This is a genomic window from Ensifer sp. Root558, assembly GCF_001427045.1.
In the GTDB taxonomy this organism is placed as follows: Bacteria; Pseudomonadota; Alphaproteobacteria; order Rhizobiales; family Rhizobiaceae; genus Ensifer; species Ensifer adhaerens.
In genome coordinates, this window is the sequence record NZ_LMGC01000004.1 from 97,188 (window position 1) to 111,039 (window position 13,852).

Sequence of the window (13,852 nt, forward strand, 5' to 3'; positions counted from 1 at the left end):
CGTCCTCAGTTGCTGGCCGTTGCGCCGTCGACGGCCAAAAGCACGTCCTTTGGCGCCAGCTGGCCCTGCTTGAGCTTGCCTTCGCGCACCAGCACGTCGATCCAGAATTGGAGGTCACGCTCGACCGGCAGGCCACCGGCCCGCACCCCATAGCCGCGGAAGTACTGGGCGATCTCAGGATTTTCCCCGCGGGCCTTCAGGGCCTTGGCAAGGATCTCTTTCGTTTCCTGCGGATGTTCGCGGGCATAGTCGAGCGCGCGGGCCGACTGCAGCACGAAGGTCTTTGCCGCTTCCGGATGCTCCTTCACGAAGTCGCGTCTGAGCACGACGAAGCCGCCGGCGATCTCGCCGAGCACGTCGGTGTCGTCGAAGATCGCGCGCAGACCACCGTTCTTACGAGCCGCGCCCTCGAAGGTCGTCTGCCAATAGCCGAAGGCCGAGATATCCACCTGGCCGGAGCGCAGGACCTGTTCCAGTTGCGGACCGGGCACGACGACCTGGTTGGCGGCATCTGTCGGCAGGCCGACAGAGTGCAAGGCCTCGCGGATCGTATAGTCGAGGTGCGCACCGAGCGTGTTCACCGCTATGCTCTTGCCGGCGATGTCCTTGATGCTTTTGATCGGGCTGTCTTCCAGCACGTAGAAGATCGACTGCACTTCGTCATTGATGCCGTTGGAGGGATAGGCGGCCACGAAATCGTTGCCGCTGATAATCGAGTTCAGCACGGCCGATGTCGCCGCGCTGCCGATCTCGACGTCGCCGGAGGCCAGCGCGATCAGTGATGCCGGGCCGCCGGTGGCGTAGCCGACGCTCTCGATCGTGATCCCGGTGCCATCAAAATAGCCGAGTTCCTGCGCGAGTTCATGTGCCGACAGGCCGCCTTGGCTGGCGAGATAGCGAAGCGTGACCGCGTCGGCAGCGGCCGCCGGTGAAACAAGGCCAAGTGTGACGGCTGCCGAGAGAAGAAGATTGCGGGGGTGGAAGGTCATCTCGATATCCTTTCGAAGGGGAACTGGTAAGGCGGTCAGGCGTTCGGCGCAGACCAGCGGCAGAGATTGCGTTGGATGAGAACGAGCAGCGCATTGGCGGCGAGACCGAGCAGGGCAAGCAGCAGGATCGATGCAAACATCAGCGGGATCTGGAAGTTGTATTGGGCGTTCATCACCTGGAAGCCGATGCCCTTGTTCGCTCCGATCATTTCGGCAGCGATCAGAAGCAGCAACGCGGTCGTGGCCGAGAGCCTGAGGCCGACGAAGATCGCAGGCACGGAGGCCGGCAGAACCACGCGGCGGAAGACGGCGAGCGAGCCGGCGCCGTAGGTGCGAGCCATCTCGATCAGCTTCCTGTCGACCTCCTTGACCCCACCGATCGTCGACAGGAGGATCGGAAAGAGCGTCGCCCAGAAGATCACGAAGACCTTCGACGTTTCGCCGAGACCGAGCAGCAGAATGAAGACCGGGTAGAGCGCCAGGGCCGAGGTCTGGCGGAAAAGCTGCAGGACGGGGTCGAGTGCCTGTTCGACAAGCCGGACCTGGCCCATGAACAGCCCGAGCGGGATTCCCACCGCGACGGCGGCTGCAAAGGCAATGCCCGACCGCTGCAGGCTGATGGCGATGTCGTCGAGCAGCGCGCCGCCGGCGATACCGTCCCAAAGGGCCGACAGGATCACGTCGAGCGGCGGAAACACCGCCGCGTTAACCCAGCCCACGGTGCTTGCAACCTGCCAGAAGGCCAGAAACGCAAGCACGAGGCCGTAGCGGGCGACGATTGCGCCGAGCAGGCGGCGCCAGCGCGGCACGGAGTTCGGCCGGGAATGCGCGGCGGGCGAAGTGGAACTCTTGGCCAGAGCCTCACGGCGCGCCGTTGCAAAGCCTGCCGCAAGCGAGGGGTTGATGGTTTCATAGGACATGGCAACACCTCACTCCGCTGCTTGAACGGCCGACCGGGCGGCAGTCCAGCGGTTGACGGGAACGGGCAGGCCGAGGTTTTCGCGCAGCGTCTTGCCCTCGTAGGCGGTGCGGAACAGGCCGCGACGCTGCAATTCCGGGATCACCAGCTCGACGAAGTCGTCGAGCGCCGTCGGGAACCATGGCGGCAGGATGTTGAAGCCATCGGCGGCTTCGTTCTCGAACCATTCATGCAGGGTATCGGCGATCTGCCCCGCCGTACCGACAATCGTGTAGTGGCCGCGCGCCGACGCGATCCATTGGTAGAGCTGGCGAATGGTAAAGTTGTTCTCGTCGGCGATCTGGCGGATCAGCGCCTGGCGGCTCTTCATGCCCTCGGTCGGCGGCGCCGGCGGCAGCGGCCCGTCGAGGTCGTAGCCACGGAGATCGAGCGTTCCGCCGGTCAGGCCGTTGAGCAGGCCGATGCCGTCCTCCTCGACGATGAGCGAGGTCAGCCGTTCGTACTTCTCCCGCGCCTCGGCTTCCGTACGGCCGACGAAGGGCGAGACACCGGGCATGACCAGGATGTGGTCCGGGTTGCGCCCCAGGCCTCGGGCGCGGGCCTTGATATCGCGATAGAATTCCTGCGCCGTTTCGATGTGCTGGTGCGCCGTGAAGATTACCTCCGCAGTGGCGGCGGCAAGGCCCCTGCCATCATCGGACTGGCCGGCCTGCACGATGACGGGATGTCCCTGCGGCGAGCGCGAAATGTTGAGCGGGCCGCGGACCTTGAAATGCTCGCCGCGGTGATCCGTGTCGTGCAACTTCGCCGGATCGAAAAAGACGCCCGTTTGCTTGTCGCGGATGAAGGTATCGTCCTCGAAACTGTCCCAGAGCTTCTTGACCACATCGACATGCTCGGCGGCGCGCCGGTAACGCTCTGCATGCGGAAGCTGCGTGTCGCGGTTGAAATTCTGGGCGGTCGGATCACCCGTGGTCGTCACCACGTTCCATCCGGCGCGACCGCCGGAAATGAGGTCGAGCGACGCGAACTTGCGCGCTGTCGTATAGGGTTCCTCATAGGTCGTCGACGAGGTGGCTATGAAACCGAGATGGGTGGTGAGTGGCGCCAGCGCCGAAAACAGGGTCACCGGTTCGAAGCCGGCAACACGGGCATTGCCGCCCTCTCGAGCCCCACCGAAGCCGATCGCCAGCCCGTCGGCAAGAAAGTAGGCATCGAACAGACCACGTTCGGCGGTCAGCGCCAGCTGCTTGTGAAACTCGAAACTGGTCGCCCCGTCGGCTGGCTGGTCGGGGTGGCGCCAGGCGGCAATATGCTGCCCGCCGCCGGGAAGAAAGGCTCCAAGCCGGATCTTGCGTGTCATCTCAATCCTCTCCTGTTCTCGCTTTAAACTCGAGGAGATCACCCTGCCGAGGGCGAAGCGCACAAGGCGCTCCGCAACACGCGGCGAACTCCGGCCACGACAGACAGGTTACATTATATACTAATTTTATAGAGAAAGAGGATTTCACCGAGACGTGCCGGGATTGAAATGTTTTTCGTCAGTTCGCCCGGTTTAGAGATCGATGACCGCTTCGCCGCCCTCAGGCGCAATCCGGCCGGAGCGAGAGTGCGCGGTTGATCCGGGAAAATATTCCACTTGGAATAGTTTTCGAGCCAAAGGGTTTCTTATCTCGACCAGAATACTCGACTATTTTTCGGGCACTTGCGGCGGCCATTGCCTAAAAATGTGGCCGCCGCCACACAATGAGAGTGAAAGACGTGTCCCAAGCAACCACCCAATCCTCACCAAAGCCGATCTATGCTTCCTTCGGGTTCCAAGTCCTGGCGGCCATGGTCATCGGCCTGCTGCTCGGCCTCATCGCCCGCAATATGGGCGTCGATGCCAGCGGCAATGCCAACTGGCTGACGGTCACCCTGCAGACGATCGGCTCGATCTTCGTCCAGCTTCTGCGTGCGCTCGTGCCGCCGCTCGTCTTTACCGCCATCGTCGCCTCGATCGCCAACCTGGCGACGCTGCAGAATGCCGCCAAGCTCGTGTGGCAGACACTGCTCTGGTTCGCGATCACCTCTCTCATCGCCGTCGTCATCGCCATCGCACTCGGCCTGATCATTCAGCCGGGCATCGGTTCGGCCGTTTCGCAGGAAGCTGCCAAGGCCCCCTCCTATTCCGGCTCGTGGCTCGATTTCCTGAAGGGCCTCGTGCCCGCCAACATGCTCGGCCTTGAAGCCAGCACCAAGGTCACCGACACGGCTGCCACCACCTCGCTCAATTTCAACGTGCTGCAGATCCTCGTCGTTTCGATCGCCGTCGGCGCCGCGGCGCTGAAGGTGGGCGATGCTGCCAAGCCGTTCCTCGCCTTCAACCAGTCGCTTCTCGCGATCGTGCGCAAGGTCCTCTGGTGGGTTATCCGGCTGACGCCGATCGGCACGATCGGCCTGCTCGGTCGCGCCGTTGCCCAGTACGGCTGGGAAACGCTGGCGCAGCTCGGCTGGTACACCGCTGCCGTCTATATCGGCCTTGCGATCGTGCTCTTCGTCGTCTACCCGGCGCTGCTCGTCGGCCACGGCCTGAGGCCCTCGCGCTTCTTTGCCGGCGCCTGGCCGGCGATCCAGCTCGCCTTCGTTTCACGCTCCTCCGTCGGCACCCTGCCCGTTACCGAAACAGTGACCGAAAAGAGCCTCGGCGTGCCGCGCGAATATGCCGCCTTCGCCGTGCCGCTCGGCGCCACCACCAAGATGGACGGCTGCGCCGCGATCTACCCGGCCATCTCGGCGATCTTCATCGCGCAGTTCTTCGGCCTGCCGCTCGGCATCCAGGAATATGTGCTGATCGTCTTCGTCTCGGTGCTCGGCTCTGCCGCAACCGCCGGCCTCACCGGCGCGACTGTCATGCTGACGCTGACGCTTTCGACGCTCGGCCTGCCGCTCGAAGGCGTCGGCCTGCTGCTCGCCATCGACCCGATCCTCGACATGGGCCGCACGGCGGTTAACGTCGCCGGTCAGGCGCTCGTGCCGACGATCGTCGCCAAGCGCGAAGGCATTCTCGACGAGACCGTCTACAACGGCGACAAGGTGCTCGACGACCTGGAACCGCTTGGCGCCGCTGCACGCGCTGCCTGACGGCGTGAAACGACGCATGCGGGCCGCAAGGTCCGCATGCCGTGTTATACTTCAGGCGTTCCGCCTGTTGAGGGATCGGCGATGTCGTCGACCAACTTTCATCTCGTCACCGAATGGACGATCGCCTCCCAGCTTGAAGACGTGTGGCGTGAACTCAGCACGCCGGAACGCTGGCCCGAGTGGTGGCCATCGGTGAAGCAGGTTACGCTGCTGAACGAGGGGGACGAACATGGTGTCGGCGCCGTCAGGCGCATGCGCTGGTCGACGGCACTCCCCTACGAACTGGTCTTCGACATGGAGACCACCAAAGTCGAGCCGCCTCTCTTCATCGAAGGCCGGGCCTTGGGCGAACTCGACGGCATCGGCCGCTGGACCCTGCAAGGCGAAGGCAGCGCTTGCCGCGTTCGCTATGACTGGATCGTGACAGTGACGAAGCCCTGGATGGTCCGTCTTTCCTTTATCCTCAGACCCGTCTTTCGCTGGAACCACGGGGTGGTGATGGAGCGCGGCCGCCGCGGACTCTCGAAGAGGCTGGCCTAAAGCAACGGCGGGCAGACGGATGACTATTGCGCCAGGCGCGTGCCTCGTGCCTGATGATTTCGCCCAGGCGCTGGGCGCCCGGTCCCGTCGCATCTGGATCCGGATAGACCAGATACATGGCGCGACAACGCCCGCCTTCGGACACCGCAGCAACCATCGAAAATCACTCCCTTGAAATATCCTATCCAGGGGGATAGGATATCGACATGAGCGAGCACAGACACGACACCCATCCCGAGATCGTCAAGCGGCTGAAACGCGCGGAGGGGCACCTGAAGAGCGTCATCACCATGATCGAAGGCGGCCGCTCCTGCCTCGACATCGCCCAGCAGCTCCACGCAGTGGAGAAGGCGATCAGCCAGGCGAAGCGAACCCTGATCCAGGATCACTTGGACCATTGCCTTGAAGACACGATCGGGGCGCTTCCGCACGAGCAGCGCCACTCCATCGACGAGTTCAAGGCGATCACGAAATACCTCTGAGCAGCAAATCCGCTGCCACAAACCGCCACCGAGCGAGGCCCAATCATCATGCTGCAGATCCTCGCAAACCGCACCTATCGCCACCTGTTCCTGGCGCAGGTGATCGCGCTGATCGGAACCGGCCTCGCAACCGTCGCGCTTGGCCTTCTCGCCTATGATCTGGCCGGCGCCGAAGCGGGCGCGGTGCTCGGGACGGCGCTCGCGATCAAGATGATCGCCTATGTCGGCGTAGCGCCGATCGCCGCCGCCTTCGCCGAACGGCTTCCACGCCGTGCCATGCTCGTCAGCCTCGATCTGGTGCGCGCCGCCGTGGCGCTGTTCCTGCCGTTCGTGACCGAGATCTGGCAGGTCTATGTCCTGATCTTCGTGCTGCAGTCGGCCTCGGCCGCCTTTACCCCCACCTTCCAGGCGACCATTCCCGACGTGCTGCCGGATGAAAAGGAATACACGCGCGCCCTGTCGCTCTCGCGGCTTGCCTATGATCTCGAAAGCGTCGCAAGCCCGATGCTCGCCGCGGCACTGCTTACCGTCGTCAGTTTCCACGACCTGTTTGCCGGCACGGTGATCGGCTTCCTCGCCTCGGCCGCCTTCGTCGTGTCCGTCGCGCTGCCAAGCCCGAAGGCTGCGGAACGGCGCGGTATCTACGACCGCACGACACGGGGTCTGCGCATTTATCTCTCGACGCCACGGCTGCGCGGCCTGCTCGCGCTCAATCTCGCGGTCTCGGCGGCGGGTTCGATGGTCATCGTCAACACGGTGGTGCTGGTTCAGGCCGGCTTCGACCTTACCCAGACCGACACGGCGATCGCGCTTGCCGCCTTTGGCTGCGGCTCGATGATTGCCGCGCTGATGCTGCCGCGCCTGCTCGACAGGACGCCCGACCGTTTCGCAATGTTTTCCGGGGCGACGATCCTCGTCGCCGGCCTGTTCATCGGGCCCCTCGTTCCAAATTTCGCTTCTCTGCTGCCGCTGTGGCTCGCCATCGGGCTCGGCTACTCGCTGACCCAGACGCCGTCCGGCCGGTTGCTGCGCCGCTCCGCCCAGCCCGAAGACCGGCCGGCGCTCTTTGCAGCGCAGTTCGCCCTTTCGCATGCCTGCTGGCTGATCACCTATCCGCTGGCCGGCTGGCTCGGCGCTACCGCCGGGCTCGGCACGACCTTCATCGCGCTTGGCCTCATCGCCATCGGCGCCGTCGCCGCGGCCGCCCGGCTCTGGCCCGCGCCCGACCCGGACGAAATCGAACACACCCATCATGCGCTGGCGGGCGATCACCCCCATCTTGCCGGTGCGACGCGCGTCGGCAGCGGCCACCGCCACACCCATGTGTTCGTGATCGACAGCCATCACCCGGACTGGCCAGCCCAGCGGTAGGCAACGGCCGCTACTTGGAAGCGGTGCTGTTGCCGGTAAAAGACAGGATCGCCGCATCGGCGATCTCGGCGAAACGAGCACTTGGCCCTTCGGCGCCGCTGCTCTGCTGCGCGGCGCGCGCGCCATCGATCAGCAGCAGCAGCGTGTCGCCGAGCAGCTCTGCGTCGGCGATGCCGGCCCGGCGGCACAGCTCGACGACCCGGTCGCGCTGCGCATCCTTGAAGAGGCGGATCACCTCGCGGCCGGGGTGATCCTCATCGGTCAGCTGCACGGCGGCGCTCATCATTTCGCATTGGCACTTGTCCTCGCCGAGGTGCTCGGCGATCCGCCGGACCCAGGCCCTGAGCTGACCGAGACCGTCGCCCGGGTGCTGGTCTTCCAGTTCGCGCCAGAAGCCATCCATCTCCATTCCCGCATGGCGCAGGCATTCGACGATCAGCTCGTCCTTCGAACTGAAGTGGCGGTAGAGCGTCATCTTGTTGCTCTCGGCAGCATCGGCAATCGCATCGACGCCGGTTCCGCGAATGCCGCGGCGGCGAAAGAGATCACGCGCCGCCTCGACGATGCGATCGCGCGGCGAACGACGGGATGGTTTGCAGAAATCCGTTGTCATCGCAGTGGTCCGGCGTGAACGGCGCGGAAAATCTTGCCCCTTGACGCCCTGTCATTGGTCGATAACATGCGACGATGTTACCGACCAGTAACATTTTCGCCACCGTGGCAAATCAAGGAGCATCCGCTTGCGGCAAAGAGCTCTTCCGGAAACGGCGGCGGTAACAGCAGAAAAATTTCATGCGCAGTGTCGGTGAGCGCGGTCGCCAGGCGTCTTTTAGCCAGAGCGCACACCGCAGAGACTTTTTAGATTCGATAACGCTCGTGATTTGGTCGTCGTGATTAGGACCGGATCGGCCCTTCATGATCTCGTGCTGGAGCCTTATGATGCGCATGCTGGATGGGCTGAAGGCTGGGGAGACCGTCGCTGACCGCAAGGTCCGCGCGGCGGGCGTGCCGGTGCCGAGTTTCCGCCACGCCGCCTGCTGCGATGGTGGCGCTCCCAAAGGATCGGCCCCATGATTGACTTCTTCATCCACCGGCCGATCTTCGCATCGGCGATCGCCATCATCATGACGCTCGCCGGCGGCATCTGCTATTTCCTGCTGCCGATTTCGCAGTTTCCCGACGTCACGCCGCCGCAGATCGTCGTTGCCGCCAACTATCCGGGCGCCAGCGCCCAGGTGGTCGCCGACACGGTGACGACGCCGCTCGAACAGCAGATCAACGGCGTGCCCGGCATGCTCTACATGACCTCGACCAGCTCGAACGACGGCTCGTCGCGCATCATCATTTCCTTCGAGGTCGGCTATCCGATCGACGTCGCCGCGCTCGACGTGCAGAACCGCGTCTCGCAGGCCGCCTCCTCGCTTCCGGCCCTCGTCAACCAGACCGGCGTGACCATCGCCAAGCAGATCCCGAACTTCACCGTGCTCGTCAGCCTGGATTCGCCTGACAATTCGGTCGATTTCGCCGCGGTCAGCAACTACGCCTACCTGCAGATCCTCGATCCACTCAAACGCCTGCCGGGCGTTGGCGACGTCCAGCTTTTCGGCGAGCGCCGCTATTCGATGCGCGTCTGGCTCGATCCGGATCGCATGGCCAATCTCGGCATTACCGCCGTCGACGTCCAGAACGTCATTGCCGAGCAGAACATCCAGGTCGCCGGCGGCAAGATCGGGCAATCGCCGGCACCGGCCGGCACGCCCTTCGAGATGCAGATCAACGCGCTCGGACGCTTGAGCGACCCGTCCCAGTTCGGCGACATCGTGCTGCGCGCCGACCAGACGACGGGGGCAACGACGCGGCTGCGCGATGTGGCGCGCATCGAGCTCGGCGCGCTGCTCTATTCCTCGTCGGTCACCTTCAACGGCAAGGAAAGCGTCGTGCTTGCCGTCTTCCAGGCACCGGGCTCCAACGCGCTCGACCTGCAGGCCCGCGTGCAGGCGAAGATGGACGAGCTGTCGCAGCGCTTCCCCGCGGGCATCGCCTACCACATGTTCTACGACACCACGCGTTTCGTCTCGGCGGCGATGAAGGATGTCGTGTTCACGCTGCTCGAGGCGCTCGCCCTCGTCGTCTTCGTCGTCTTCATCTTCCTGCAAAACCTGCGCACGACGATCATCCCTACGATCGCCATTCCGGTTTCGTTGATCGCGACGCTGGTCGTCATGTATCTCTTCGGCTTCTCGCTCAACATGCTGAGCCTGCTCGGCATGGTGCTTGCCATCGGGCTTGTGGTCGACGACGCGATCGTCGTCGTCGAGAACGTCGAACGCCAGCTGGAGGCCGGGCTGCCGCCGCTCGAGGCCACCAAAAAGGCGATGCAGGAGGTGACCGGCCCGATCATCGCGACGACCGCGGTGCTGCTGGCCGTCTTCATCCCCGTCGCCTTCATTCCGGGCGTCGCCGGCAGCCTCTACAACCAGTTTGCGCTGACGGTCGCAATCTCCGTCGCTTTTTCCGCCTTCAACTCGCTGACCCTCAGTCCGGCGCTGAGCGCCGCGTTCCTGCGCTATCGCGGCGAGCCGCGTTTTGCCCTCTTCCGCTGGTTCAACAGCGGTTTTCACGCCCTGTCGCACGGTTATGCGCGCAGCGTCGCCGGGCTCGTGCGCTGGCGCTGGGCGCTGTTTGCCGTCTTCCTCGCCGCGATCGCCTCGACCTATGCGCTATGGCAGCGCATCCCCTCGACCTTCCTGCCGGTCGAGGACCAGGGCTATTTCTTCGTCGTCATCCAGTTGCCCGATGGTGCCTCGCTCGAACGCACCGAGGCGGTCGCGCGGCGATCCGAAGAGATCCTGCGCGGCACCGCCGGCGTCGATTTCGTCGGTTCGGTCGTCGGCTTCAACTTCCTGTCCTTCGCCGCCCAGTCAAACTCGGCGGTGCAATTCGCCGTATTGAAGCCATGGGACGAGCGGCCGCCCGAACAAGGCGCCTCGGCGCTGCGTGAGGCCGTCGTGCCGCAACTGCTGCAGATCCCGGACGCGCTGGTGCTCGCCTTCGACCCGCCGTCGATCCAGGGGCTGGGTGCTACCGGTGGCTTCGAGTTCCAGGTGGAGGACCTTGCCGGCCGGAGCGCCGAGGCGCTGAACGACGCGACGCAGGCGCTGATCGCCGAGGCGCGCAAGCAGCCGGAAATCAATCCCTACCAGCTGTTCACCACCTTCAGCACCTCGAGCCCACAGTTCGACTATGATCTCGACCGCGACAAGGCGAAGCTGCTGGGCCTGAGCCTGCCGGATATCTTTAGCACGCTGCAGATCTATTTCGGCTCGCTCTATGTCAACGACTTCAACATCTTCGGCCGCACCTTCCGCGTGACGCTGCAGGCCGATCAGGGCGCACGCGCCTCGGCCACCGATCTCTCTCGTCTCTACGTGCGCAACACTGAGGGGGAAATGGTGCCGCTCAATACGCTAGGAACCTTCAAGCCGACAGTCGGCCCGGAGACCATCACCCACTACAACAATTACCCCTCGGCGCTGATCAACGGTGCGGCAGCACCCGGCTTCAGCTCGAGCCAGGCGGTGGCGGCGATGGAGCGGGTGGCAAAAACGACGCTGCCCAGGGACTACACATTCGAGTGGACCGGCATTACCTATCAGGAGATCCGCGCAGGCTCGATCGCCGCGCTCGTCTTTGCGCTCGCCCTCGTCTTCTGCTTCCTGATCCTGGCCGCCCAGTATGAAAGCTGGTCGATGCCTTTCATGGTGCTGCTTTCAGTGCCGCTCGCGCTTTTGGGCGCGCTCTCGGCGCTGTGGCTGCGCGGTATGCAGATCGACGTCTATTCGCAGATCGGTTTCGTGATGCTGGTCGGACTTGCCGCCAAGAACGCCATCCTGATCGTCGAGTTCGCAAGACGCCGACGCGAGGAAGGGCTCGACGTCGTCGCAGCCGCCGCGGAAGCGGCGCGGCTCCGGCTGCGGCCAATCCTGATGACGGCCTTTGCCTTCATCCTCGGCGTGCTGCCGCTGATGTATGCCAGGGGCGCAGGTGCTGCCAGCCGCCAGTCAATCGGCACCACCGTCTTCGGCGGCATGCTGGCGGCGACGATCCTCACACTCATTTTCGTCCCGGTCTTCTACGCGGTCATCGAAAAATGGCGCGAGGGCACGTCCTCGCAGCCGATCGGCCAGCGTCACGAGCCGGAGGCGGCGGAATAGGAATTGGAGCCTGACATGCGTGGTTCGAGACTGGTCCTTGCCGCAGCGGTCGTGGTCGCCGCCCTTGCTGCGGCCTATCACTACAAGAACGGCGGCTTCGAGCTGAAGGGCGGCGACGCCGGCGCGGCGGTGGGGCCGCCGCAACAGGCCATGCCCGTGCCGGTCGCCTCGGTCGTCAAGAAAACCATTCCGATCTATCTCGACTATTCGGCCCGCACCGAAGCGATCCGCAACGTGACGCTCCGCGCCAAGATCACGGGCTATATCGAGTCGCAGGCGGTGCCCGACGGTTCGGATGTGAAGGAAGGTGATCTGCTCTATCGGATCGACCCGCGCGATTATCGGGCAGCGCTCGATCAGGCAAAGGCCCAGGTCGAGCGCGATCAGGCGTCGCTCGCCTATCTCCGCTCCAATCTCAACCGCGGCAATGAACTGGCCACGACGGGTTACCTCGACAAGGACAGCTTCGATCAGCGCCAGAGTGCTGTGCACCAGGCCGAAGCGGCACTGGAGATGTCGCGGGCGGCGGTGCGCACCGCCGAGATCAATTTCGACTACACCGAAATCCACGCGCCCTTTGCCGGCCGGCTCGGCCGCGACCAGGCGCCGGAGGGAACGCTTGTCAGCAACACCGCCGGGACACCGCTCAACAACCTCGTGCAGCTTTCGCCGATCTATGTTTCCTTCAACCCGAGCGAAACAGAACTCGCCGACATCCAGAAGGCCCGGGCGAAGGGGAAAGTGCAGGCGGAAGTGCTTTTGCCTGGCGACAAGGAACCGCGCTATCGCGGCGACCTCACCTTCATCAACAACACGGTCGAGGGAAATACCGGAACGGTGGTGGCGCGCGTGACGATCGACAATACTGATCTTTCCCTGCTGCCCGGCCAATATGTCCGCGTCCGGCTGAAGATCCGCGACGAGCCGAACGTGCTGATGGTGCCGGAAACGGCGCTCGGCTCGAGCCAGCTCGGCAAATACATCTATGTCGTCGGCAAGGGTGAAACGGTCGAACAAAGGCTGGTCACTCTTGGCCCGACGAGCGGTGATCTCATCGGCCTGACCTCAGGCGTTGCGGAAGGCGACCAGGTGATCGCGGGAAACCTGCAGAAAATTTTCCCGGGCGCACCGGTCAAACCGATGCCGGCCGAGCAGGCGCAGAAATAGGCCGGTCGCCGGCCCGGCCTACGCCCTTTTCAGGATCGGGAAGACCATGCCGAACGTGATGACGGCAATGGCAACGACCTGAAGCAGCGTCGGAACTTCACCGAGAACGACGACCCCCGCCGCGGTCGTCGTCACCGGGACGCACGGCATGAACAGCGACGCAGGCTGCGGACCCAATTGACGGATGACATAGGTGTAGAGAACGCTCGCGAGCGCTCCGGCGAGAAAGCCTTGGATGACGAATTGCGTGGCAATTTCGGTGAAAGAGGCGGCAGCGAGCCCGCTGGGCGCCAGAATGTGCAGCGAGGGCAACGGCAGACAGGAGAAGAACACTACTGCGATCGTCGCCGTCACGGCGTCGACGGACCATAGCCGCACCAGCACCGCAAAGGTGGCAAACATCAACCCCGAAACGGCGAACAACAGATCACCCCGCAATGTCCCGGCGTCGGCGACGCCCGATTGGAGCACGAACAGAAAAAGGCCGGCAATGACCGTGGCAACGCCAGCAAGGCGCGTGCCGGAGGCCTTGTCCTTGAAGACGAGACGGGAAAACAGGAACGAGAAGAAGACGATTACGGCGGGAGAGAGTGCTGCCGCATGGGCGACCGGTGCCAGCGAAAGTCCCTGGTTGATGATGAGCGCGGATAGGGCAGCCCCGTCAGCAGCGCCAGCACGGTTGCCTTGCGCCAGCCAAGCTGCATCAACTTCGGCAAGCCGACGCTGAGGAACACCGGCAGGAAGGCCAGGGCGGCGCCAGAGAACCGCAAGGTGACGATGTCGGCGGCGGTCAGATGCTCGCGCAGACTGAACCGGGCGGCCACAAACTGTAAGGTGGTGATTGCGACGACCGCCACCCCTGCCCATATCGCCAGCCGCCGGCTGCGGTCGCCCTCCCCCATCGTAACACTTTGCACGCCCGTCTCTCCACATTGCGGAAGCCTTACCCGGCGGCTTCGACAGAAGCACCGTATTGCGCGAACGGCCGCGTCAAAATACACTGATTTCAATGAATCTAAGCGATTATCACTCTTTCATGGACAAAAT

The 13,852-nt window shown here is 64.0% G+C and carries 12 protein-coding genes; 6 read left to right on the forward strand and 6 right to left on the reverse strand.

All coding sequences use genetic code 11. From position 1 onward, the window contains the following. Window positions 1-5: 5 nt before the first annotated feature. The 3 genes from ASD63_RS08205 to ASD63_RS08215 are packed head-to-tail and all read right to left on the reverse strand — an operon-like array spanning window position 6 to window position 3,271. Window positions 6-989: an ABC transporter substrate-binding protein gene (locus tag ASD63_RS08205; RefSeq protein WP_060528971.1), complete on the reverse strand. Its 984-nt coding sequence runs from the start codon at window positions 987-989 to the stop codon at window positions 6-8. A 35-nt stretch (window positions 990-1,024) separates the two neighbouring features. Then, entirely contained in the window at window positions 1,025-1,909 is an 885-nt protein-coding gene (locus ASD63_RS08210; RefSeq protein WP_060528972.1) for an ABC transporter permease, read from the reverse strand. 9 nt (window positions 1,910-1,918) lie between these two features. Beyond that, window positions 1,919-3,271, reverse strand: a complete 1,353-nt coding sequence (locus ASD63_RS08215) for an LLM class flavin-dependent oxidoreductase (RefSeq protein WP_060528973.1) — start codon at window positions 3,269-3,271, stop codon at window positions 1,919-1,921. Between the two features lie 398 nt (window positions 3,272-3,669). On the opposite strand from ASD63_RS08215, the gene ASD63_RS08220 reads away from it, so the two are divergent. From ASD63_RS08220 to ASD63_RS08235, 4 genes are all read left to right on the forward strand, one after another. Then, window positions 3,670-5,031 (forward strand): dicarboxylate/amino acid:cation symporter, encoded by a 1,362-nt coding sequence (locus tag ASD63_RS08220; protein ID WP_060528974.1) that lies wholly within the window; start codon window positions 3,670-3,672, stop codon window positions 5,029-5,031. Window positions 5,032-5,112: 81 nt separating this feature from the next. After that, window positions 5,113-5,571 (forward strand): SRPBCC family protein, encoded by a 459-nt coding sequence (locus ASD63_RS08225; protein ID WP_034789739.1) that lies wholly within the window; start codon window positions 5,113-5,115, stop codon window positions 5,569-5,571. Window positions 5,572-5,777: 206 nt separating this feature from the next. After that, window positions 5,778-6,053, forward strand: a complete 276-nt coding sequence (locus tag ASD63_RS08230) for a metal-sensing transcriptional repressor (protein ID WP_089042985.1) — start codon at window positions 5,778-5,780, stop codon at window positions 6,051-6,053. Window positions 6,054-6,101: 48 nt separating this feature from the next. After that, entirely contained in the window at window positions 6,102-7,424 is a 1,323-nt protein-coding gene (locus ASD63_RS08235) for an MFS transporter (RefSeq protein WP_060528975.1), read from the forward strand. Window positions 7,425-7,434: 10 nt separating this feature from the next. Here the strand turns inward: ASD63_RS08235 and ASD63_RS08240 are convergent, their stop codons facing one another. Beyond that, window positions 7,435-8,037 (reverse strand): TetR/AcrR family transcriptional regulator, encoded by a 603-nt coding sequence (locus tag ASD63_RS08240; RefSeq protein WP_060528976.1) that lies wholly within the window; start codon window positions 8,035-8,037, stop codon window positions 7,435-7,437. A gap of 457 nt (window positions 8,038-8,494) precedes the next feature. On the opposite strand from ASD63_RS08240, the gene ASD63_RS08245 reads away from it, so the two are divergent. Next, entirely contained in the window at window positions 8,495-11,638 is a 3,144-nt protein-coding gene (locus ASD63_RS08245) for a multidrug efflux RND transporter permease subunit (RefSeq protein WP_060528977.1), read from the forward strand. Window positions 11,639-11,653: 15 nt separating this feature from the next. Then, window positions 11,654-12,805 (forward strand): efflux RND transporter periplasmic adaptor subunit, encoded by a 1,152-nt coding sequence (locus tag ASD63_RS08250; protein ID WP_034789769.1) that lies wholly within the window; start codon window positions 11,654-11,656, stop codon window positions 12,803-12,805. An 18-nt stretch (window positions 12,806-12,823) separates the two neighbouring features. Here the strand turns inward: ASD63_RS08250 and ASD63_RS35415 are convergent, their stop codons facing one another. Continuing rightward, window positions 12,824-13,228, reverse strand: coding sequence for a DMT family transporter (locus ASD63_RS35415; RefSeq protein ID WP_162253339.1), 405 nt, complete (start codon window positions 13,226-13,228; stop codon window positions 12,824-12,826). 152 nt (window positions 13,229-13,380) lie between these two features. Continuing rightward, entirely contained in the window at window positions 13,381-13,722 is a 342-nt protein-coding gene (locus ASD63_RS35420) for a hypothetical protein (protein ID WP_162253340.1), read from the reverse strand. Window positions 13,723-13,852 lie beyond the last annotated feature (130 nt).